Here is a 21,790-nt window from a genome sequence, read left to right on the forward strand (position 1 = left end):
GGCCAAAGCGTACATGAGCCAGACTACCGCTCCGTTTCTGCCGTTCACCCGCCCCGAGATCGATGAGGAAACCATCCAGGGCGTCGTCGAAGTGCTGCGCTCGGGCTGGATCACCACCGGCCCGCAGAGCCAGAAATTCGAAGCGGCGCTGTCCGAGTACTGCGGCGGCCGTCCGGTCCGCGCGTTCAACTCGGGCACCTGCACGCTCGAGATCGGCCTGCGCATCGCGGGCGTCGGTGCCGGCGACGAGGTGATCACGACGCCGGCGTCGTGGGTCTCGACCAGCAACGTGATCATCGAAACCGGCGCGACGCCCGTGTTCGCCGACATCGACCCCGTCACGCGCAACATCGACCTCGACAAGCTCGAGCAGGCGATCACGCCGCGCACGAAGGCGATCATCCCCGTGTTCCTGTCCGGCCTGCCGGTCGACATGGACCGCCTGTACGCGATCGCGCGCGCGCACAAGCTGCGCGTGATCGAGGATGCGGCGCAGGCGTTCGGCTCGACGTGGAACGGCAAGCGCATCGGCGCGATCGGCGACATCGTGTCGTTCAGCTTCCACGCGAACAAGAACCTGACGACGATCGAAGGCGGCGCCCTCGTGCTGAACAACGAGGAAGAAGCGACGCTCGCGCAGAAGTACCGGCTGCAGGGCATCACGCGCACCGGCTTCGACGGGATGGACTGCGACGTGCTCGGCGGCAAGTACAACCTGACCGACGTCGCGGCGCGCGTCGGCCTCGGCCAGTTGCCCCACCTCGAGCGCTTCACCGCGCAGCGCCGCGCGCTCGCGCGCGCGTATTTCGCCGCGTTCGACGGCAGTGCGGCCGTGAAGCTCGGCGTCGGCCTGCCGATCGCCGAATTCGAGAACGGCAACTGGCACATGTTCCTGATCACGCTCCCGCTCGAACGGCTGACGATCTCGCGCGCCGAGTTCATGGCGCAGCTGAAGGAACGCGGCATCGGCACCGGCATCCACTACCCGGCGATCCATCTTTTCACGCTGTACCGTGCGCGCGGCTTCAAGGAGGGCATGTTCCCCCACGCCGAACGGTACGGCGCGTCGACCGTCACGCTGCCGCTCTTCACGCAGATGACGGAAGGCGACGTGCGTCGCGTGGTCGACGCCATCAACCAGATTTGCGAACAATACGGAAAATAAGCGTACATGAGTCACCTTGAAGCACGCGCCGGGCATCCGGTCGCCGGGCAGCCCGAAGTATCGATCATCATCCCCGTGTACAACGAGGAAGACGGCCTCGCTGCGCTGTTCGCGCGGCTGTATCCGGCGCTCGACGCACTCGACACATCGTACGAAGTGATCCTGATCAACGACGGCAGCCGCGACCGCTCGGCCGCGATGCTCGCCGATCAGTTCCACGTACGGCCCGACACGACGCGCATCGTGCTGCTCAACGGCAACTACGGCCAGCACATGGCGATCCTCGCCGGCTTCGCGCAATCGCGCGGCGAGATTGTCATCACGCTCGATGCCGACCTGCAGAACCCGCCCGAGGAAATCGGCAAGCTGATCGCGAAGATGCGCGAGGGCTACGACTACGTCGGCTCGATCCGCAAGCAGCGCCAGGACAGCCTGTGGCGGCGCAAGGCGTCGCAGATGATGAACCGTCTGCGCGAGCGCATCACGCGCATCAAGATGACCGACCAGGGCTGCATGCTGCGCGCGTACAGCCGCCGCATCATCGACACGATCAACGTGTGCGGCGAAGTCAACACGTTCATCCCCGCACTCGCGTATACGTTCGCGCAGAACCCGACCGAGATCGAGGTCGCGCACGAGGAGCGTTTCGCCGGCGAGTCGAAGTACTCGCTGTACAGCCTGATCCGGCTGAACTTCGACCTCGTGACGGGCTTCTCGGTCGTGCCGCTGCAGTGGCTGTCGTTCATCGGCGTGATCCTGTCGATCGGCTCCGCCGCGCTGTTCGTGCTGCTGCTCGTGCGCCGCTTCATCGTCGGCGCGGAAGTGCAAGGCGTGTTCACGCTGTTCGCCATCACGTTCTTCCTGCTCGGCGTGATCATCTTCGCGCTCGGCCTGCTCGGCGAATACGTCGGCCGCATCTACCAGCAGGTGCGCGCGCGGCCGCGCTACCTGATCCAGGCCGTGCTCGAACAGCACGACGGCGTGCCGGCGGTGCCGGCCGGCGCAAACCGCTCGGAGGCCACGCAATGAAGCCACGCGCAGTCGTCTTCGCCTATCACAACGTCGGCGTGCGGTGCCTGCAGGTGCTGCTCGCGCGCGGTGTCGACGTCGCACTCGTCGTCACGCACGAGGACAACCCGAACGAGAACATCTGGTTCGGCAGTGTCGCGTCCGTCGCCGCCGAGCACGGGATTCCGGTCGTCACGCCGGCCGATCCCGCCGATCCGGCGCTGCGCCGCGCGGTATCCGACGCGCAGCCCGACTTCATCTTCTCGTTCTATTACCGGCACATGCTGCCGGTGGACCTGCTCGCGATCGCACCGCGCGGTGCGTACAACATGCATGGTTCGATGCTGCCGAAATACCGGGGTCGGGTACCGACCAACTGGGCGGTGCTGAACGGCGAAACCGAAACCGGCGCGACGCTGCACGAGATGGCCGCCAAGCCCGACGCGGGTGCAATCATCGGACAAACCGCGGTGCCGATCCTGCCGGACGACACGGCCACGCAGGTGTTCGACAAGGTCACGGTAGCCGCCGAACAGACGCTCTGGCGCGTCCTGCCCGCACTGCTCGCAGGCGAGGCGCCGCACCTGCCGAACGATCTCGCAACCGGCAGCTACTACGGCGGACGCAAGCCCGAGGATGGCCGCGTCGACTGGTCGAAGCCGGCCGCGCAGGTCTATAACCTGGTGCGCGCGGTCGCGCCCCCGTATCCGGGCGCGTTCACGGACGTCGACGGCACGCGTTTCGTGATCGCGCGCGCGCGCCTCGCGGCACCCGGCAGCGCGGCCGCCGCCGCCGCGGCGGATTTGCCGCCCGGCCTGCACGTAAGCGATAATGCGCTATTCGGCGTCTGCGGCGACAGCCGCGCCCTATCCATTCTCGAGCTGTGGCAGCAGCGCGACGGCAGCGAAACCGTCGTGACGCCCGCGGAATTCGCGCAGTTCATTCATTCTTCCCGTCATTCATGAAAGCAAAAAAAGTCCTGATCCTGGGTGTGAACGGCTTCATCGGCCATCACCTGTCCAAGCGCATTCTTGAAACCACCGATTGGGAAGTGTTCGGCATGGACATGCAGACCGATCGACTGGGTGACCTCGTCAACCACGAGCGGATGCATTTCTTCGAAGGCGACATCACGATCAACAAGGAGTGGGTCGAGTATCACGTGAAGAAGTGCGACGTGATCCTGCCGCTCGTCGCGATCGCGACGCCCGCCACCTACGTCCAGCAGCCGCTGCGCGTGTTCGAACTCGACTTCGAGGCGAACCTGCCGATCGTGCGTTCCGCCGTCAAGTACGGCAAGCACCTCGTGTTCCCGTCGACCTCCGAGGTCTACGGCATGTGCTCGGACGAGCAGTTCGACCCGGATGCATCGGCCCTCACCTACGGCCCGATCAACAAGCCGCGCTGGATCTACGCGTGCTCGAAGCAGCTGATGGACCGCGTGATCTGGGGTTACGGGATGGAAGGCCTGAACTTCACGCTGTTCCGCCCGTTCAACTGGATCGGCCCGGGCCTCGACTCGATCTACACGCCGAAGGAAGGCAGCTCGCGCGTGGTCACGCAGTTCCTCGGCCACATCGTGCGCGGCGAGAACATCAGCCTCGTCGACGGCGGCTCGCAGAAGCGCGCGTTCACCGACATCGGCGACGGCATCAGCGCGCTGATGAAGATCATCGAGAACAAGGACGGCGTCGCGTCGGGCAAGATCTACAACATCGGGAATCCGAAGAACAATTTCTCGGTTCGCGAACTCGCGCACAAGATGCTCGAACTGGCGGCCGAATTCCCGGAGTACGCCGATTCGGCCAAGCAGGTGAAGCTCGTCGAGACGACGTCCGGCGCCTACTACGGCAACGGCTACCAGGACGTGCAGAACCGCGTGCCGAAGATCGAGAACACGATGCAGGAACTCAGCTGGGCGCCGCAAGCGACGTTCGACGACGCACTGCGCAACATCTTCGAAGCGTATCGCGGCCACGTCGCCGACGCGCGCGCGCTCGTCGAACAGCAAGGCTGATCGGGACGCTCGCTTGGCTCGTATCGTCCTCAAGATCGACGTCGACACGCTGCGCGGCACGCGCGAAGGCGTGCCGAACCTCGCGCGCATCTTCGACCGTTTCAGTGCGCGCGCGACCTTCCTCTTCAGCCTCGGCCCGGATCACACGGGCTGGGCGCTGCGGCGCGTGTTCCGCCCCGGCTTCCTGAAGAAAGTGTCGCGCACGTCGGTGGTCGAGCACTACGGCGTGAAGCAGCTGATGTACGGCGTGCTGCTGCCGGGCCCCGACATCGGCCGCCGTGCGATCGCCGACATGCGCGCGATTCACGAAGCCGGCTTCGAATGCGGGATCCACACGTGGGATCACGTGTACTGGCAGGACAACGTCCGCGTGCGCGACCGCGACTGGACCGCGCGAGAAATGCAGAAGAGTCACGCGCGCTTCATCGATATCTTCGGTGCGCCGCCCGTCACGCACGGCGCAGCGGGCTGGCAGATGAACGATTCCGCATTCGAGCAGATCGACGCCTGGGGGATGCGCTATGCGTCCGATGGTCGCGGCCACTCGCCGTACCTGCCGGTCGTCGATGGCCGCACGCTGTCGCACGTGCAGATGCCCACCACGCTGCCGACGCTCGACGAAGTGCTCGGCATCGACGGCGTCGACACGCACAACGTCGCCGCGCACATCCTCAAGTTCACCGAAACCAATCCGCACGACCAGGTGTTCACGCTGCATGCGGAACTGGAAGGCCAGAAGCTCGCGCCCGTGTTCGAGCAACTGCTCGCCGGCTGGCGTGCGCAAGGCCACACGTTTGCGACGATGGGCGACTATCACGCGACGCTGGACCGCGACTCGCTGCCATCGTACCCTGTCACGTGGGGCGAAATCCCCGGCCGCTCCGGCGAACTGATCGTCCAGCCCGACTGAGTTCGTCCAGGCGCACGCCGGCGCCGCTCTCCAGACCTTCCCGCACAGTTGCCGCCGCGCGCCACCCGCACGCATCGCGGCGGCTGTGCGCCTCCATAACAACAGGAGAAACACGTGTCCGTCGAAGTTGACCGTCAAGTTCCCGATTTCACCGCACCGGCCACGGGCGGCGACATTTCGCTGTCCGACCTGAAGGGCAAGAAGCTCGTGCTGTACTTCTATCCGAAGGACAACACGCCGGGCTGCACGACCGAAGGGCTGCAGTTCCGCGATCTCTATCCGAAGTTCAAGAAAGCCGGTGCGGAAGTCATCGGCGTGTCGCGCGACAGCCTGCGCTCGCATGACAATTTCAAGGCAAAGCTCGAACTGCCGTTCCCGCTGATTTCCGATGCCGACGAAGCGCTGTGCGCGCTGTTCGATGTCATCAAGATGAAGAAAATGTATGGCAAGGAAGTACGCGGAATCGAGCGTTCCACGTTCCTGATCGACGCCGACGGCGTGCTTCGCCAGGCATGGCGCGGCATCAAGGTACCGGGTCATGTGGACGACGTGCTAAGTGCTGTACAAGCGCTTTGAGGCGCGTTATATTGGGCCGCAATGAATGCCAGTTCGCCCCATATTTCTCGTAGCTGCGCCGGTGCTCGTTGCGATGCTTGCCGGCACCTGACGCGCATTACGACGGTATCAGCCGAGCCGCATGCCTCTTTCGACGAGGCAGCGGCTTTTTTTATGGATCGCGCGCCGGCCCCCGGTCCGGCCCTCACCGCGTCAAGGAGCTGACCGACACCTAGGCGAACCGGCTAGACGAACTTCCTGTGCGCCACCGCGCGCAAACTGCATGCGTCTACGTCACGCAGGATGCGATCAGCGGCGCACGCCATGCGACACGATTCCTCCCGAGGGACACCATGCCTTTGCCTACTCCCCCCAGCAAGCTCGGCAGCCTGCTGCCGCCCGACGAATACAAGGCGAAAGCGCGGCCCGCGAAAGCCGCGAAGAAATCCGCCGAAGGGGACGCATCCACAGCCGGTGACTTTGGTCCGGCTAGCGTGGCCCAACCGATGACCGAAGCCGCAAACACGGCCGCGCCGCTGCGCGCCGTCGCGTCTTCGGCGCAAGATGCCGCGAGCGCACCCGCACGCGGCCGCAAGACCAAACAGACGGCTGCCCTGCTGCAGCCGATGCCGGCGCCCGCCGAACCCGCGGCACCGGTCGTTGCACGCAACGACAAACCGGCTGCCGACAAACCGGCCGCCGCCCCCGCGCGCGATACCGGCGCCGCGACGAAGTCGCGCAGCCGCAAGCCCGCCGAAGCCGAACTGCAGAAACTGTTCGTGCTCGACACCAACGTGCTGATGCACGACCCGAGCAGCCTCTTCCGCTTCGAGGAACACGACGTCTATCTGCCGATGATGACGCTCGAGGAACTCGACAACCACAAGAAGGGGATGTCCGAAGTCGCGCGCAACGCACGCCAGGTCAGCCGCACGCTCGACGCGCTCGTCGCCGATGCCGGCCCGATCACGGCCGGCATCCCGCTGTCGCGCCTCGGCAGCCGCGAGGCGCTCGGCCGCCTGTACTTCCAGACGAAGCTTGCGGACATCGCGCCCGTCGAAGGCTTGCCCGAAGGCAAGGCCGACAACCAGATCCTCGGCGTCGTGCGCGCGCTGCAGCGCGACCGGCCCGATCGCCAGGTCGTGCTGGTGTCGAAAGACATCAACATGCGGATCAAGGCGCACGCGCTCAGCCTGCCCGCGGAAGACTACTTCAACGACCAGGTGCTCGAGGATAAAGACCTCCTGTACAACGGCGTGCGCGAACTGCCGCAGGACTTCTGGACCAAGCATGCGAAGGGCATGGAGAGCTGGCAGGACACGAAGACGGGCACCACGTACTACCGCGTGACGGGCCCGCTCGTCGCGTCGATGCTCGTCAACGAGTTCGTCTATCTCGAGCCGCAGAACGGCGAGCCGACGTTCCATGCGATCGTCCGCGAACTGAACGGCAAGACGGCGCTGCTGCAGACGCTGCGCGACTACAGCCACCACAAGAACAACGTGTGGGGCATCACCGCGCGCAACCGCGAGCAGAACTTCGCGCTGAACCTGCTGATGAACCCCGAGATCGACTTCGTCACGCTGCTCGGCCAGGCCGGCACCGGCAAGACGCTCGTCGCGCTCGCGGCCGGCCTCGCGCAGGTGCTCGACGACAAGCGCTACAACGAGATCATCGTGACGCGCGCGACCGTGCCCGTCGGCGAGGACATCGGTTTCCTGCCGGGCACCGAGGAAGAGAAGATGCAGCCGTGGATGGGCGCATTCGACGACAACCTCGAAGTGCTGCAGAAGACCGACGACGCTGCCGGCGAATGGGGGCGCGCGGCGACGCAGGAACTGATCCGTTCGCGCCTGAAGGTCAAGAGCATGAACTTCATGCGCGGCCGCACGTTCGTCGACAAGTACCTGATCATCGACGAAGCGCAGAACCTGACGCCGAAGCAGATGAAGACGCTCGTCACGCGCGCGGGCCCCGGCACGAAGATCGTGTGCCTCGGCAACATCGCGCAGATCGATACGCCTTACCTGACCGAAGGCAGCTCGGGCCTCACGTACGTGGTCGACCGCTTCAAGGGCTGGGGCCACAGCGGCCACGTGACGCTCGCGCGCGGCGAACGCTCGCGGCTCGCCGACTACGCGTCGGACATCCTGTAATCACGCGTTGTGCCGGCCCGTCGGCCGGCACCCGACGCCTCGCGGCGCTCCGTTTCCGGAGCGCCGTTTTTATTTGGGGTCGAAATCACAAGTAATACATCGTCACGCAACACCCCGGTTTACGCGCGAAACTTCAAGTAAATTCTCAAGAATGGTTGCTTAAGCCCCGCCGGAGCGTCTACCATCGGGTCTGTCTGTTGTCATACGATTCGCGAGCGTGTCGCGCTCGCCCGCCTTGCCATGCTTCGAATCTGGGTTCCCGTTGCTGTCGTTTCACTGCTTGCGGCCTGCTCCAGCGTGCCGCCGCAGTCGGCATCGCGTCCCGCCTCGGGCATGAAGATCACGACGCCGCGCGCATTCCCCGCCCCCGCCAATTTCCCGAAGTTCGTCGATCACAGCGTCGGCCAGGAAGAAATCTCGATCCAGGCGATGAGCCTCGTCGGCGTCCCGTATCGCTGGGGCGGCAACACGCCGACGAGCGGCTTCGACTGCAGCGGGCTCGTGCGCTACGTGATCGGCCGCGCGGCCGACGTGAACCTGCCGCGCACGACCGCCGACATGAGCGGCCGCGGCGTGTCGATCGATCCCGACCAGGTCGCACCAGGCGACCTGATCTTCTTCAATACGACCGGACGGCCGCATTCGCACGTCGGCATCTATGTCGGCAAGCTGCGCTTCGTCAACGCGCCGTCGACGGGCGGTACCGTACGGCTCGACTACTTGACGAACCCGTACTGGGCCAAGCGATTCGACGGCATTCGCCGGGTCGCGCCGCCGCGCGGGGCGCCTACGCCGTTCGATGCGCCGACCTACGAGGCGAAGCGTGACGAGCCGCGCAGCGCGCCGGCGGTCGCACCTGCCCCGGTGGTCGTGACTGCCGCCGCGCCGCGGCAACCGGCCTATGCACCGCCGCAACCTGCCGCGGCCCAGGCACCCGCACCGGTCATGCCGGCCACGCAGGTCGCGTCGACCACCGCGGCCGCCCCTGCAGCCGCGTCGGCCGACCCGTATGAACCGCCGCCGCCGCGCATGCAGGCCGCTCAACAGCAGGCAACGTCCGTGAATGACGGCACGGGCACCGCCGCCGTGGCGGCGAATACCGCGCCGGCCGGCCCAGCCGAGGTCGGCACACGGATTCCGACGACGGCCCTGACGGCGGCCCAGGCTGCCGCCTTCGATGCGGAGCCGCCGCCCGCCGTCGCAGCGACGTCACCGCGCAACGCCGAACCCGCCCCTGTCCAGGTATTGCGCGCGTCGACGCAATCCGCCCCCGCCAGCCCGCGCACTGCCACCGCAGACGATCCGATTGCACGGTTCGCGAACGGAAGTTACTGACCCGCTTCGCCAGCCACGCCGGCCACCTCGGCCCGCATCCGTCGCTCATCGTCCGCCACGAACACCCCGTTCCAAAAGAAAATGCGCCGCAGCCTTTCGGCTTGCGGCGCATTTCATGTCGATCCGTCCGCGTCGGTGATCAGAAGATCTGGTGGCCAAGCCACCATCCGCCCGCCGCGAACAGTGCGGACGCGGGCAGTGTCAGCACCCATGCCCACACGATGTTGCCGGCGACGCCCCAGCGCACGGCCGACAACTTCTGCGTCGCGCCGACACCGACGATCGCGCCGGTGATCGTGTGCGTGGTCGACACCGGAATGCCGAGGAACGATGCGAGGAACAGCGTCATCGCACCGCCGGTTTCCGCACAGAAACCGCCGACCGGCTTGAGCTTCGTGATCTTCTGGCCCATCGTGCGCACGATGCGCCAGCCGCCGAACAGCGTGCCGAGGCCCATCGACAGGTAGCACGCGCCGATCACCCACGCGGGCGGCGCATCGGCGGTCGCCGACGCATAGCCCGTCGCGATCAGCAGCATCCAGATGATGCCGATCGTCTTCTGCGCGTCGTTGCCGCCGTGGCCGAGGCTGTACAGCCCGGCCGACAGCAGTTGCAGCCGGCGGAAGCGCCGGTCGACCTTGCTGGGCGCGGTACGGAAATACAGCCACGACACGCCGAGCATGAACAGCGAGCCGAGGATGAAACCGAGCAGCGGCGAAATGAAGATGAACGCGATGGTCTTCAGCAGCCCGTCGATGTTCAGCGAACTCCAGCCGGACTTCGCGAGCGCCGCGCCGACCAGGCCGCCGATCAGCGCATGCGACGAGCTCGACGGAATCCCGTAGTACCACGTGATCACGTTCCAGCCGATCGCACCGATCAGCGCACCGAACACGACGTAGTGGTCGACGATCTCGGGATCGATCGTGCCTTTACCGACGGTCTGCGCGACTTTCAGGTGGAAGATGAAATACGCGATGACGTTGAACGCCGCCGCGAACACGACGGCCTGCTGGGGTTTCAGCACCCCGGTGGACACGACGGTGGCGATCGAGTTCGCCGCGTCGTGAAAGCCGTTCATGAAGTCGAATACGAGCGCGACGAGCACCAGCGTCGCGACCATCCATAGGGCGAGTTGTATCGAATGCATCGTGGTCCGCTCAGGCGTTTTCCAGCACGATGCCTTCGATGATGTTCGCGACGTCCTCGCACTTGTCGGTGATCTCTTCGAGCAGCTCGTAGATCGCCTTCAGCTTGATGAGCGTCTTCACGTCGTCTTCCTCGCGGAACAGCTTCGACATTGCCGCGCGCAGCACCCGATCGGCCTCCGACTCCCAGCGGTCGATTTCCTCGCACGCCTTGAGGATCTGCGCCGACTGCTTCATGTCGGACAGCATGCCGACGGCCTGCTGCACGTGCTGCGCCGACTGCGTGACGATGTGCGCGAGCTGGCTCGCTTCCGACGTAACGGCACGCACGTCGTACAGCGACACAGCCGTCGCGACGTCCTCCATCAGGTCGAGGATGTCGTCCATCGTCGTGATCAGCTTGTGGATCTCGTCGCGATCGAGCGGCGTGATGAAGGTCTTGTGCAGCAGATCGATCGTTTCGTGCGTGAGCTTGTCTGCGGCCTTTTCGGCCGTCTGCACGTTTTGCTTGTGAATCTCGGCATCGGCGAGATTGTCGATCAGCAGTTCGAGCTCGCGGCCACCGGAAACGATGTACTTCGCGTGCGCATTGAAAAGTTCAAAGAACTTGCCCTCGGTGGGCATGAATCGACCGAACATGGGATTCCTGAGAGATTGTCAAACTACTGTCACGAAAACGGGCGACATTGTACCGTTTTCGGTCGCGACGCGACGCGCGCACATGCGCGCGCCGGGATTGGATACAACGCTTGGCGATTTAGGACTTTACAAACCGGCGTTACTCGCCGTAGAAGGTCTGCGCCCCTGCAAAGTTGTCGAACTTCGTGTATTGCCCCAGGAACGTGAGTCGAACGGGGCCGATCGGACCGTTACGCTGCTTGCCGATGATGATCTCGGCCGTGCCCTTGTCGGGGCTGTCCGGGTTGTAAACTTCGTCACGGTAAATGAACAGGATCACGTCCGCATCCTGTTCGATTGCGCCAGATTCACGCAAGTCCGACATAACCGGGCGCTTGTTCGGGCGTTGTTCGAGGCCGCGGTTCAGCTGCGACAGCGCGATCACCGGCACGTCGAGTTCCTTCGCGAGGCTCTTCAGCGATCGCGAGATTTCCGAAATTTCGGTCGCGCGGTTCTCGCCCTGCGACGAACCCGACATCAGCTGCAGGTAGTCGACGATGATCAGGCCGAGCTTGCCGCATTGCCGCGCAAGACGCCGCGCCCGCGAGCGCAATTCCATCGGGTTCAGGCCGCCCGTTTCGTCGATGAAAAGCTGCGCCTCGCTCATCTTCTGCACCGCGTGCGTCAGCTTCGGCCAATCTTCGTCCGTCAGGCGGCCCGTCCGCATCCGGTGCTGGTCGAGCCGGCCGATCGAGCCGAGCATACGCATCACGAGCTGGGTGCCCGGCATTTCCATCGAGAACACCGCCACCGGCAGCCCGTACTCGACCGCGACGTATTCGCCGATGTTCATCGAGAAGGCCGTCTTACCCATCGATGGGCGCCCCGCGACGATGATCAGTTCGCCGCCATGCATCCCGGACGTCATCCGGTCGAGGTCGACGAAGCCCGTCGGCGTGCCCGTGACGTCGCTCGGGTTCGCGGTGTGGTACAGCGTGTCGATGCGCTCGACGACCTGGGTCAGCAGCGGGCCGATCTCGAGGAAGCCCTGGTTGCCACGCGCGCCATCTTCGGCGATCGAGAACACCTTCGACTCGGCTTCGTCGAGCAGCTGGCGGACTTCCTTGCCCTGCGGGTTGAACGCATCGGCCGAGATTTCGTCGGCGACCGACACGAGCCGGCGCAGCACCGCGCGGTCGCGCACGATTTCCGCATAGCGGCGGATGTTCGCGGCGCTCGGCGTGTTCTGTGCGAGGGCGTTCAGGTACGCGAGCCCGCCGACGTCATCGGCCTTGCCGGACGTGGTCAGCGCTTCGTACACGGTCACGACGTCGGCCGGGCGTGTCGACGCGATCAGGCGGCCGATGTGCTCGTAGATGATCCGGTGGTCGTAGCGGTAGAAATCGCCCTGCGACAGGAAGTCGGCAATCCGGTCCCAGGCCGCGTTGTCGAGCAACAGGCCCCCGAGCACCGATTGTTCGGCTTCGACCGAGTGCGGCGGGACTTTCAGCGATTCGATTTGAGGATCTTGCGGCGCGTTCATGGGTTGGGATTATCGCGAATAACCTACGACGACGCCAGCGAGAGGCAGTCGCCGGCGAGCGGGCAATAAAAAAGGCAGGCCCCGGTTTCCCGGGCGCCTGCCCTTGTCCGGACGGCGGAAGCCGCCCGGAAAGCTTGCGTACGCTTACGCGTGGTCGCCGATCACGTTGATCGTGACGTCGACGACGACGTCCGTGTGCAGCGCGACCTGGACGCTGTGCTCGCCGATCATCTTCAGCGGGCCTTCCGGCATGCGAACTTGCAGCTTCTCGACTTCGAAACCTGCCTTCTTCAGCAGTTCCGCGACGTCGCCGTTCGTGACCGAGCCGAACAGACGGCCGTCAACGCCCGACTTCTGCGTGATTTCGAACGACTGGCCGTTCAGCTTCTCGCCGACTGCCTGCGATGCTGCCAGCTTTTCAGCGGCGATCTTTTCGAGTTCAGCGCGGCGAACTTCGAATTCAGCGATCGCTTCCTTCGTTGCACGGCGAGCCTTGCGGTTCGGGATCAGGAAGTTGCGAGCGTAACCGTCCTTGACCTTGACGATATCGCCGAGGTTGCCCAGATTGGCGACTTTTTCCAACAGAATGATTTGCATTCGAATTCTCCTTATTGCGTCGCCTGATTACGCCTTGTGCTGATCGGTGTACGGCAGCAGCGCGAGGAAACGCGCACGCTTGATTGCCGTGTCCAGCTGACGCTGATAGTGCGCCTTCGTACCCGTCAGACGAGCCGGCGTGATCTTGCCGTTTTCGCCGATGAAGTCCTTCAGCGTTTCCGTGTCCTTGTAGTCGATCTGCTCGACGCCGGCTGCCGTGAAGCGGCAGAACTTCTTGCGCTTGAAGAGCGGGTTTTGTTGCTGACGACGCTTGTCGAATTTCTTACCAGTGGGGCGGGCCATGTTCAGTCCTTTCCAATGTCCTGCAATGCTGTGATGTGAAACACCAAGGTTCTCGCGTTGCGGCTTTTCTTTGCCAGGAAGCCCGTGAACAGCGTCTCGACGCCCATTTCACGGCTTTCCAGCTTGCCGCTCGCCTCACCGGCCGCCACCGCCTCGATCGTCATTTCGACCTGACGGGGAATGCCTGCTTCGACGACTTCCGTGCGGTGATGCAACGTGGCGCTTGCGATCGGAACACCTGCCGGCGTATATCGCACCGGTGCACGTTCGACGACGCTTGCCGTCAATTGCAACCTGTTCACGTGAGTGGCGCGCTCCTTGATGGCTTAAATAACGACGAACTTAAGCCTGCGCTTCGGTCGGCTGAGCTGCAGCCGCCTTCTTGGCTTCTTCGCGCTGAACTTCCTTCATCATCGGCGACGGGCCGGTTTCGGCCTTCTTCATCTTGACGATGAGGTGACGCAGCACGGCGTCGTTGAACTTGAACGCGTGTTCGAGTTCGTCGAGCGTCGTCTGGTCGCACTCGATGTTCATGCAGACGTAGTGAGCCTTCGCGAGTTTCTCGATCATGTAGGCCAGCTGGCGACGGCCCCAGTCTTCGACACGGTGGATCTGGCCGCCGTGCGACGTGATCGTGGTCTTGTAACGCTCGATCATCGCGGGCACTTGCTCGCTCTGATCGGGGTGCACGATGAATACGATTTCGTAATGACGCATACACACTCCTTATGGATTAAAGCCACCCGGGCGTCTGAACCGGTGTGGCAAGTGAGAAGCCGAAGATTCTAACCCGGATACGGGGCATACGCAAGGTCGATCGATGATTTCCCGCCGGATTCGGCCGTGTTTTCAACGACTTGAGCCGTGTGCGGCGCCGAAACGGCCAGCGGGCGGTCGTTTCACGTTCGGGGTCGGATCGTTTGCCGGTGCGATCCGCGCCGGCTGCCCGCCCTCCGGCGGGCCCGACGCAGGCGCCCTTGCCCGCGCCTCGCCCCCTTCAGCGATGCGGGCGGCCCCGCCGCTATTCGCTGCGCGCCCCCGCGAGCCGCGCGTCGAGCGCGGTCCTGAACGCGGTCAGTGCCGGCGCTTCGGCGTCGGTCACGGCCCACCACGTCATCCCCGCAGCGTCCCAGCGGTCGAGCGCGTAGCCCTGCGACACGGTCGCGTACGGCGCCTGCGCGTTGCCTTCGCCGGCCGGCCGCACATAGACGTCGATCACGTGCTGCCGATAGCGGTACACGAGCACCGCGACGCGGCGATGCCCGACGTAATCGAGCCGGCCGCCGACCAGCGCGAAGCCGCTCGCGGCGAGATCCTCGACCGGCGGCGCATAGTCGAGCCGGCCGTTGAACCACGGCTTCACCGTGTGCCGGTCGGTCGAAATCACGTCGATGTCGCGCGCCGACAGGCCCGCCCGCACGTGGCTCGCCACGAGTTCGTCGACCGTGCGATCGGTTTCGGCGTGGTGTGCAGTGAGCGCCATCCCGGCCGCCGCGGCCAGCGCGACCATCAGCGCCACGCCCCAGCCGAGCCCCGGCAGCGCCGCCACGCGCGGCCCCGGGCCGGCGGGTGCCGGCCGCGTCGACATGCCGCGCCCGCCCGGCCAGGCGAACCAGCGGCGGCCGCGCGGCTGCGGCTGCGGCTGCGGCTGCGGCTGCGGCTGCGGCTGCGGTCGGGCTTCGGGCCGGGGTGCCGGTTCCGGGCGGGACAGCACCCCGACAGCCGCCTCGTCCGCCACCGGCAGGCTTGCCAGAATGCGCGCCCGCAGTTCGTCCGGCGCCCGATGGTAGTCGGCCTGCCGCACGGCCCGCCCCAGCGCGACGATTCGCGCGCGCTCGCGGCGGCACGCTTCGCACCCTTCGACATGCTGCTGGACCCGCAACGCATCGGGCGCCGACAGCTCGCGGTCGACGTCCGCGTCCAGCAACGCTCGCACTTCGTTACAGTCCATCGATCGCCTCCGATGCGGTTCCGCCAGCCGGCGTACGGCCCGGCCTGCCTTCGGCCGCCGATGCCGGCGCGCCGCCCAGCAACGCGGCGAGCTTGCGCCGGCCACGCGCCAGCCGCGACATCACCGTGCCGACCGGCACGTCCGCGATCGCCGCAATCTCGCGGTAGCTCAGGTCCTCCATCTCGCGCAGCACCAGCACCTCGCGATATTCAGGCGGCAGCTTCGCGAGCGCCTCGTTCACGAGCCGCACGTTCTCGCCACGCAGCAGGTGCGCAAGCGGATCGTCGGTGGCCGGTTGCCAGTCGTCGGGTACGTCGGTGTCGTCGAGCGTGTCGGGCAGCGCGACCTCGTGCGCATGCGTGCGGCGACGCCATTCCGTGTACCAGGTGTGGCGCACGATCGTCAGCAGCCACGGCCGCGCGTTGTCGCCGCGGCACGAATCGACGAAGCGCAGCGCGCGCATGCACGCATCCTGGACGACGTCGTCCGCATCGCCGGCGCTGCCGCTCAGCCAGCGCGCGAGGTTGTACGCGGCGTCGAGATGCGGCAGCACGAGCGCGCGAAACCGCTCGCCGCGCGCAACCGCGTCGTCCGCCGACCGCTCATCGACCGCCTGTCCGGCTTGCCCCACATGGCCTCCCTGGTCCCGGCGGCCGACGCCGCGCCCGTTCCGCGCACGGCGCCCGGACAGACCGGCAACGTGCGCGCTCGATGACCTTACCGCCGTTGCGTCGAGTTTATTCCCGCGCCGTGCGCCGGACGCGTAAAAAATCGTCGGGCGATCCGGTGGCCGGGCCGTCCGCGCCGGTTACGGCGTGGTGCTCCAGTAACCGGGGCTGGCGTAAGCGGCACGCAGGTAGTCGATGAAGTAGCGCACGCGCGCCGGCACGTAGCGCTGCTGCGGGTAGACCGCGAGGATGTCGTAGTCGGGCAGCGCATACTCGTCGAGTACGGTCTCGAGTTCGCCCGTCTCGAGCTGCGCGGCGATTTCCCACGTCGAGCGCCAGCCGAGCCCGAGGCCTTCGGCCACCCAGCGGTGCAGCAGCTCGCCGTCGTTGCAGTCGAGATTGCCCGCCACGCGCATCGTCGCGATCTTGCCGTGGCGCTGGAAATACCAGCCGCGGTTCTGCCCGCCCTGCAGGTTGAACGCGAGGCAGTTGTGCTTGAGCAGGTCGTCGAGCGACTTCGGCCGGCCATGCCGGCGGAAATACTCGGGCGTGCCGCACACGACGCGCCGGTTCGACGCGAGCTTCACCGCGACGAAGTTCGGATCGACGGCGCCGCCGATCCGGATCGACAGGTCATAGCCCTCGCGCACCAGATCGACGACGCGGTCGGTCAGGTTGAACGACAGCTGCATCTCGGGCTTGTCGACCAGAAAACCGGGTGCGTGCGGCGCGACGTGCTTGCGCCCGAACGCGGCGGGCGCGGACACGATCAGGTGCCCGCTGACCGCGCGCCGTCCGGCGGCCAGCTCGTTCTCGGCCTGGTCCCATTCGGACAGGAGGCCGCGGCAGCGCTCGAGGAACGCGGCGCCCTCCTCGCTGACCACCAGCCGCCGCGTCGAGCGGTACATCAGCTTCACGCCGAGACGCTTTTCGAGCGCGTCGATGCGCCGCCCGAGCACGACCGGCGACACCCCCTCCTCGAGCGCCGCCGCCGCGAGGCTGCCGGCATCGGCCACCCGCACGAACGTCTCGATCTGCTTGAAGCGATCCATCTCCCGTCTCCGTTCCGACACCGGCGGAAAGCCCCGTCCGGCCGTCATTCCATACTTTTAGTTTCGAAAAAAGCGACTCCGGCTGATCTTATCAAACCTTTCCTGCGTCCCTAAAGTGTTCCCAACAGACCGATTCGCAAGATCCATCACATTCAAGGAGACATTCATGGCCAAGATGAGAGCCGTCGACGCAGCTGTGCTCGTGCTCGAGAAGGAAGGCATCCAGACCGCGTTCGGCGTGCCGGGCGCAGCGATCAACCCGTTCTATTCCGCGATGCGCAAGTCAGGCGGCATCAGCCACGTGCTGGCCCGCCACGTCGAAGGCGCGTCGCACATGGCCGAAGGTTTCACGCGTGCGGCCCCGGGCAACATCGGCGTGTGCATCGGCACGTCGGGCCCCGCCGGCACCGACATGATCACCGGCCTCTACTCCGCATCGGCGGACTCGATTCCGATCCTCGCGATCACGGGCCAGGCGCCGCGCGCCCGCCTCTACAAGGAAGACTTCCAGGCCGTCGACATCGAATCGATCGCGAAGCCCGTCACGAAGTGGGCCGTCACCGTGCGCGAGCCCGCGCTCGTGCCGCGCGTGTTCCAGCAGGCTTTCCACCTGATGCGCTCGGGCCGTCCGGGCCCGGTGCTGGTCGACCTGCCGATCGACGTGCAGCTCGCCGAAATCGAATTCGACATCGACACGTATGAACCGCTGCCGGTCTACAAGCCCGCGGCTACCCGCGCGCAGATCGAGAAGGCGCTCACGATGCTCAACGACGCGGACAAGCCGCTGATCGTGTCGGGCGGCGGCGTGCTCAACGCGGCGGCGGAAGACCTGCTCGTGCAGTTCGCCGAAACGATCGGCGTGCCGGTGATCCCGACGCTGATGTCGTGGGGCGCGATTCCGGACGACCACCCGCTGATGGCCGGCATGGTCGGCCTGCAGACGTCGCACCGCTACGGTAACGCCACGATGCTCGCGTCCGACTTCGTGCTCGGCATCGGCAACCGCTGGGCGAACCGCCACACGGGCAGCGTCGAGGTCTATACGAAGGGCCGCAAGTTCGTGCACGTCGACATCGAGCCGACGCAGATCGGCCGCGTGTTCGGCCCGGATCTCGGCATCGTGTCCGACGCGAAGGCGGCACTGGAACTGTTCGTCGCCGTCGCACAGGAATGGAAGGCGGCCGGCAAGCTGAAGGACCGCAGCGCATGGGTCGCCGACTGCCAGGCACGCAAGCGCACGCTGCAACGCAAGACGCACTTCGACAACGTGCCGGTCAAGCCGCAGCGCGTGTACGAAGAGATGAACAAGGTGTTCGGCCGCGATACCTGCTACGTCAGCACGATCGGCCTGTCGCAGATCGCCGCCGCGCAGTTCCTGCACGTGTTCAAGGCACGCAACTGGATCAACTGCGGCCAGGCCGGCCCGCTCGGCTGGACGATCCCCGCCGCGCTCGGCGTGCGTGCAGCAGACCCGAGCCGCCCGATCGTCGCGCTGTCCGGCGACTACGACTTCCAGTTCATGATCGAGGAACTGGCAGCCGGCGCGCAATTCAAGCTGCCGTACGTGCACGTCGTCGTGAACAACTCGTATCTCGGGCTGATCCGCCAGGCACAGCGCGCGTTCGACATGGACTACTGCGTGCAGCTCGCGTTCGACAACGTCAATGCGCCGGAACTGAACGGCTATGGCGTCGACCACGTGGCGGTCGCGGAAGGCCTCGGCTGCAAGGCGCTGCGCGTGTTCAAGCCGGAAGAGATCGAGCCGGCGCTGCGCCAGGCGCAAACGCTCGCGGAAGAGTTCAGCGTGCCGGTGGTCGTGGAAGTGATCCTCGAGCGCGTGACGAACATCTCGATGGGCACCGAAATCGACGCGATCAACGAATTCGAGGATCTCGCCGAAAAGGCCGAGCACGCCCCGACCGCGATCTCGATGCTCGACTGAAGCGCACGACATTTTTGACTGACTGACCGACCGAAGAGGCTTAGCTCATGCCGAAGTTTGCTGCAAACCTGACCATGCTGTTCAACGAAGTGCCGTTCCTCGACCGCTTCAAGGCGGCCGCCGATGCGGGCTTCGACGCCGTCGAGTTCCTGTTCCCGTATCCGTACGCGAAAGAGGAACTCGCCGAGCGGCTCGAGACGCATCGCCTGCGCCTCGTGCTGCACAACCTGCCGGCCGGCAACTGGGACCAGGGCGAGCGCGGCATCGCGTGCCTGCCCGATCGCGTCGGCGAATTCCAGGAAGGGGTCGGCCGTGCGATCGAGTACGCGAAAGCGCTGAAGGTGCCGCAGCTGAACTGCCTCGTCGGCATCCCGTCGGCGAGCACCGCGCGCGACAAGACGTTCGTCACGATCGTCGACAACCTGCGCTTTGCGGCCGATGCGCTCAAGCGCGAAGGCATCCGCCTGCTCGTCGAGCCGTGCAACAGCTTCGACATCCCGGGCTTCGCGCTGAACCGCTCGTCGGAAGGGCTCGACGTGATCCGCGCGGTCGGCTCGGACAACCTGTTCCTGCAGTACGACATCTATCACATGCAGCGCATGGAAGGCGAACTGGCCGCGACGATCGAACGCAACCTCGCCTCGATCGGCCACGTCCAGCTCGCGGACAACCCGGGCCGCAACGAGCCGGGCACGGGCGAGATCAACTACGCGTTCCTGTTCGCGCTGCTCGACCGGCTCGGCTACGCCGGCTACGTCGGCTGCGAATACAAGCCCCGCACCACCACGACGGAAGGCCTCGGCTGGCTGCAAAGCGTCGCCGGCTGCGCAGCCGGTTCGGCGCGCCGCGCCGCCTGAGCACCGCCCTTCCCGCATACGCCCCTATAGGAGACTTTCACATGGCAACCATCGGTTTCATCGGCCTCGGCATCATGGGCGCGCACATGGCGCGCAACCTGCTCAAGGGCGACCACCAGCTCGTCGTGAACGGCGCATTCCCGATCCCGGACGACCTGCGCGCCAGCGCGAAGGTCGTCGCGAACTCGACCGAAGTCGCACAGAACGCGGACATCATCATCGCGATGGTGCCGGATACGCCGGACGTGCGTAACGTGCTGTTCGCCGACGACGGCGTCGCGAAGGGTCTCTCGGCCGGCAAGCTCGTGATCGACATGAGCTCGATCTCGCCGCTCGACACGCAGGAATTCGCGAAGCAGATCAACGCGCTCGGTTGCGACTACCTCGACGCGCCGGTGTCCGGCGGCGAAGTCGGCGCACGCGAAGCGACGCTGACGATCATGGTCGGCGGCCCGGAACAGGCATTCGAGCGCGCGAAGCCGCTGTTCGAGAAGATGGGCAAGAACATCACGCTCGTCGGCGACAACGGCGCGGGCCAGACCTGCAAGGTCGCGAACCAGATCATCGTCGCGCTGAACATCGAAGCGGTCGGCGAAGCGCTGCTGTTCGCCGCCCGCTCGGGCGCGGATCCTGAGCGCGTGCGCCAGGCGCTGATGGGCGGCTTCGCCGCATCGCGCATCCTCGAAGTGCACGGCGCGCGGATGACGAAGCGCACGTTCGATCCGGGCTTCCGCATCGAGCTGCACCAGAAGGACCTGAACCTCGCGCTCGACGGCGCACGCAAGCTCGGCCTCGCATTGCCGCACACGGCCAGCGCGCAGCAGCTGTTCAGCGTGTGTGCAGCGCACGGCGGCAAGGCATGGGACCACTCGGCACTCGTGCGTGCGCTCGAGATCATGTCGAACTTCGAGATCGAGAAGACGGCAGGCTGAACGCGGGCCGCCTCGCCCGGCCGCCTTCTGTAGACGCAGCAACGCGTGGTCCGTCGCGATGACGGACACGCGAATGACACACGTGACCGGCACGGCCGGTCGCATCGATGCGCGACGCACTCGCGCATCACGGTGGGGCGCCCCGCCCTGCACTGCCGTCGGCATGCGGGACGGGGCGAAAAACGCCGCTCTGGGCTGAGAGCGGCGTGGTGGGGTCCGCAGCGGCACCCGGCGGCGCCGGGGAAGCCTTGGTCGGTCAGACGTCGTCGTCGGGTGTCCGCCTGTCGGATTTCGCGTATTACATTTCTTTACGTTCAAGCGTGCGATTTTTCATGCAATCGTCGCGCTGAACGCCTACACTTTCGCCACGCCTTTCGAGAAAACCGCCGCGCTTGCGTTCACCTCCGGTGACCGCGCCCAGCGCGGTGTTTTTTTCGCCACTTCACGGCGCGTTTTCTTTTCAACCACCTAAGGAGTGCAACGATGGGTCTTCTTTCGTTTATCAAAGAGGCGGGTGAAAAACTGCTGGGTCATGCCGACGCACAAGCAGCGGAAGATCCGAATGCCGCAAACCAGACTGCGGCCGATGCCATCAAGAACTACATCAACACGCAGGGTCTCGATACGTCGAACCTGACCGTGGCGTTCGACGGCGCGTCGCGCACCGTGACGCTGACGGGCAGCGTCGCCGACCTCGACACGAAGGCCAAGGTCAAGGTCGCGGCCGGCAACGTGCAGGGCGTCGCAGGTGTCAACGACGACGATCTGCAACCGGACGATCCGGAAGTGCAGTACCACGACGTGAAGTCGGGCGACACGCTGTCGGCGATCGCCAAGGAAGTCTATGGCGACGCGAACAAGTACCCGGTGATCTTCGAGGCGAACAAGCCGATGCTGTCGAGCCCGGACCGGATCTACCCGGGCCAGAAGCTCGTGATTCCGCCGCAGTCCTGAGCATTCCTGCCGGACTGACGGACGCAAAAAAGGCAGGCCGATGGCCTGCCTTTTTTCATGGTGACGCGCGCGGCCCGAG

The 21,790-nt window shown here is 65.6% G+C and carries 22 protein-coding genes and 1 pseudogene; 12 read left to right on the forward strand and 11 right to left on the reverse strand.

The window, feature by feature from the left end:
- The first annotated feature begins 13 nt into the window (after positions 1-13).
- From ACN8ZM_RS09995 to ACN8ZM_RS10020, 6 genes are all read left to right on the forward strand, one after another.
- Positions 14-1,165: a DegT/DnrJ/EryC1/StrS family aminotransferase gene (locus ACN8ZM_RS09995; protein WP_043188188.1), complete on the forward strand. Its 1,152-nt coding sequence runs from the start codon at positions 14-16 to the stop codon at positions 1,163-1,165.
- A gap of 6 nt (positions 1,166-1,171) precedes the next feature.
- Positions 1,172-2,194, forward strand: a complete 1,023-nt coding sequence (locus ACN8ZM_RS10000) for a glycosyltransferase (protein WP_420209909.1) — start codon at positions 1,172-1,174, stop codon at positions 2,192-2,194.
- Positions 2,191-3,138: a formyltransferase gene (locus ACN8ZM_RS10005; protein WP_043188183.1), complete on the forward strand. Its 948-nt coding sequence runs from the start codon at positions 2,191-2,193 to the stop codon at positions 3,136-3,138. The genes ACN8ZM_RS10000 and ACN8ZM_RS10005 overlap by 4 nt, the downstream gene beginning before the upstream one ends.
- Complete coding sequence (locus ACN8ZM_RS10010; RefSeq protein ID WP_051890217.1) at positions 3,135-4,190, forward strand: bifunctional UDP-4-keto-pentose/UDP-xylose synthase; 1,056 nt, start codon at positions 3,135-3,137, stop codon at positions 4,188-4,190. Before ACN8ZM_RS10005 ends, ACN8ZM_RS10010 begins: the two co-directional genes overlap by 4 nt.
- Positions 4,191-4,203: 13 nt before the next feature.
- The gene (locus ACN8ZM_RS10015) at positions 4,204-5,100 is read left to right on the forward strand and encodes a polysaccharide deacetylase family protein (RefSeq protein ID WP_043188182.1); all 897 of its coding nucleotides are present in this window, start codon (positions 4,204-4,206) and stop codon (positions 5,098-5,100) included.
- A 114-nt stretch (positions 5,101-5,214) separates the two neighbouring features.
- A complete protein-coding gene (locus tag ACN8ZM_RS10020) occupies positions 5,215-5,676 on the forward strand; it encodes a peroxiredoxin (protein ID WP_006756046.1) in 462 nt (153 codons plus the stop codon).
- Between the two features lie 192 nt (positions 5,677-5,868).
- On the opposite strand, the pseudogene ACN8ZM_RS10025 reads toward ACN8ZM_RS10020, so the two are convergent.
- Positions 5,869-6,113, reverse strand: a pseudogene (locus ACN8ZM_RS10025) (hypothetical protein); the annotation flags it as partial.
- Between ACN8ZM_RS10025 and ACN8ZM_RS10030 the strand changes: the two are divergent.
- Together ACN8ZM_RS10030 and ACN8ZM_RS10035 are read left to right on the forward strand one after the other, a co-directional pair.
- The gene (locus ACN8ZM_RS10030; protein WP_089425590.1) at positions 6,009-7,811 is read left to right on the forward strand and encodes a PhoH family protein; all 1,803 of its coding nucleotides are present in this window, start codon (positions 6,009-6,011) and stop codon (positions 7,809-7,811) included. The pseudogene ACN8ZM_RS10025 and the gene ACN8ZM_RS10030 overlap by 105 nt on opposite strands.
- A gap of 240 nt (positions 7,812-8,051) precedes the next feature.
- Positions 8,052-9,146 (forward strand): C40 family peptidase, encoded by a 1,095-nt coding sequence (locus ACN8ZM_RS10035; protein ID WP_420209910.1) that lies wholly within the window; start codon positions 8,052-8,054, stop codon positions 9,144-9,146.
- 139 nt (positions 9,147-9,285) lie between these two features.
- Here the strand turns inward: ACN8ZM_RS10035 and ACN8ZM_RS10040 are convergent, their stop codons facing one another.
- The 10 genes from ACN8ZM_RS10040 to ACN8ZM_RS10085 all read right to left on the reverse strand — a co-directional run bounded on the left by ACN8ZM_RS10040 (position 9,286) and on the right by ACN8ZM_RS10085 (position 17,026).
- Positions 9,286-10,296 carry an inorganic phosphate transporter gene (locus ACN8ZM_RS10040; RefSeq protein ID WP_043188176.1) on the reverse strand — a complete coding sequence of 337 codons (1,011 nt, stop codon included), beginning with the start codon at positions 10,294-10,296 and terminating at the stop codon, positions 9,286-9,288.
- 10 nt (positions 10,297-10,306) lie between these two features.
- Positions 10,307-10,933, reverse strand: coding sequence for a DUF47 domain-containing protein (locus ACN8ZM_RS10045; protein WP_043188175.1), 627 nt, complete (start codon positions 10,931-10,933; stop codon positions 10,307-10,309).
- A gap of 139 nt (positions 10,934-11,072) precedes the next feature.
- Positions 11,073-12,455: a replicative DNA helicase gene (locus ACN8ZM_RS10050; protein ID WP_011352313.1), complete on the reverse strand. Its 1,383-nt coding sequence runs from the start codon at positions 12,453-12,455 to the stop codon at positions 11,073-11,075.
- Positions 12,456-12,599: 144 nt separating this feature from the next.
- On the reverse strand, positions 12,600-13,052 hold the full coding sequence (gene rplI / locus ACN8ZM_RS10055; RefSeq protein ID WP_039366989.1) for a 50S ribosomal protein L9: 453 nt from the start codon (positions 13,050-13,052) through the stop codon (positions 12,600-12,602).
- Between the two features lie 27 nt (positions 13,053-13,079).
- Positions 13,080-13,355 (reverse strand): 30S ribosomal protein S18, encoded by a 276-nt coding sequence (rpsR, locus tag ACN8ZM_RS10060; RefSeq protein WP_004193360.1) that lies wholly within the window; start codon positions 13,353-13,355, stop codon positions 13,080-13,082.
- A gap of 2 nt (positions 13,356-13,357) precedes the next feature.
- Positions 13,358-13,657 (reverse strand): primosomal replication protein N, encoded by a 300-nt coding sequence (gene priB / locus ACN8ZM_RS10065; protein ID WP_006486250.1) that lies wholly within the window; start codon positions 13,655-13,657, stop codon positions 13,358-13,360.
- Positions 13,658-13,697: 40 nt separating this feature from the next.
- Positions 13,698-14,072 (reverse strand): 30S ribosomal protein S6, encoded by a 375-nt coding sequence (rpsF, locus tag ACN8ZM_RS10070; protein ID WP_006402295.1) that lies wholly within the window; start codon positions 14,070-14,072, stop codon positions 13,698-13,700.
- Positions 14,073-14,376: 304 nt separating this feature from the next.
- Complete coding sequence (locus tag ACN8ZM_RS10075) at positions 14,377-15,306, reverse strand: anti-sigma factor family protein (protein WP_420209911.1); 930 nt, start codon at positions 15,304-15,306, stop codon at positions 14,377-14,379.
- On the reverse strand, positions 15,296-15,937 hold the full coding sequence (locus ACN8ZM_RS10080) for an RNA polymerase sigma factor (RefSeq protein WP_205823339.1): 642 nt from the start codon (positions 15,935-15,937) through the stop codon (positions 15,296-15,298). Before ACN8ZM_RS10080 ends, ACN8ZM_RS10075 begins: the two co-directional genes overlap by 11 nt.
- Before the next feature lie 177 nt (positions 15,938-16,114).
- A complete protein-coding gene (locus ACN8ZM_RS10085; RefSeq protein WP_043188170.1) occupies positions 16,115-17,026 on the reverse strand; it encodes a LysR family transcriptional regulator in 912 nt (303 codons plus the stop codon).
- A 166-nt stretch (positions 17,027-17,192) separates the two neighbouring features.
- On the opposite strand from ACN8ZM_RS10085, the gene gcl reads away from it, so the two are divergent.
- The 4 genes from gcl (at position 17,193) to lysM (ending at position 21,711) form a co-directional block, all read left to right on the forward strand.
- A complete protein-coding gene (gene gcl / locus ACN8ZM_RS10090) occupies positions 17,193-18,968 on the forward strand; it encodes a glyoxylate carboligase (protein WP_174914744.1) in 1,776 nt (591 codons plus the stop codon).
- A 47-nt stretch (positions 18,969-19,015) separates the two neighbouring features.
- Positions 19,016-19,825 carry a hydroxypyruvate isomerase gene (gene hyi, locus ACN8ZM_RS10095; protein ID WP_043188167.1) on the forward strand — a complete coding sequence of 270 codons (810 nt, stop codon included), beginning with the start codon at positions 19,016-19,018 and terminating at the stop codon, positions 19,823-19,825.
- Positions 19,826-19,866: 41 nt separating this feature from the next.
- Entirely contained in the window at positions 19,867-20,757 is an 891-nt protein-coding gene (locus ACN8ZM_RS10100) for a 2-hydroxy-3-oxopropionate reductase (protein ID WP_205823338.1), read from the forward strand.
- Between the two features lie 483 nt (positions 20,758-21,240).
- Positions 21,241-21,711 (forward strand): peptidoglycan-binding protein LysM, encoded by a 471-nt coding sequence (gene lysM / locus ACN8ZM_RS10105; protein ID WP_043188163.1) that lies wholly within the window; start codon positions 21,241-21,243, stop codon positions 21,709-21,711.
- The last annotated feature ends 79 nt before the right edge of the window (positions 21,712-21,790 follow it).

This window comes from Burkholderia aenigmatica, assembly GCF_048627025.1.
In the GTDB taxonomy this organism is placed as follows: Bacteria; Pseudomonadota; Gammaproteobacteria; order Burkholderiales; family Burkholderiaceae; genus Burkholderia; species Burkholderia aenigmatica.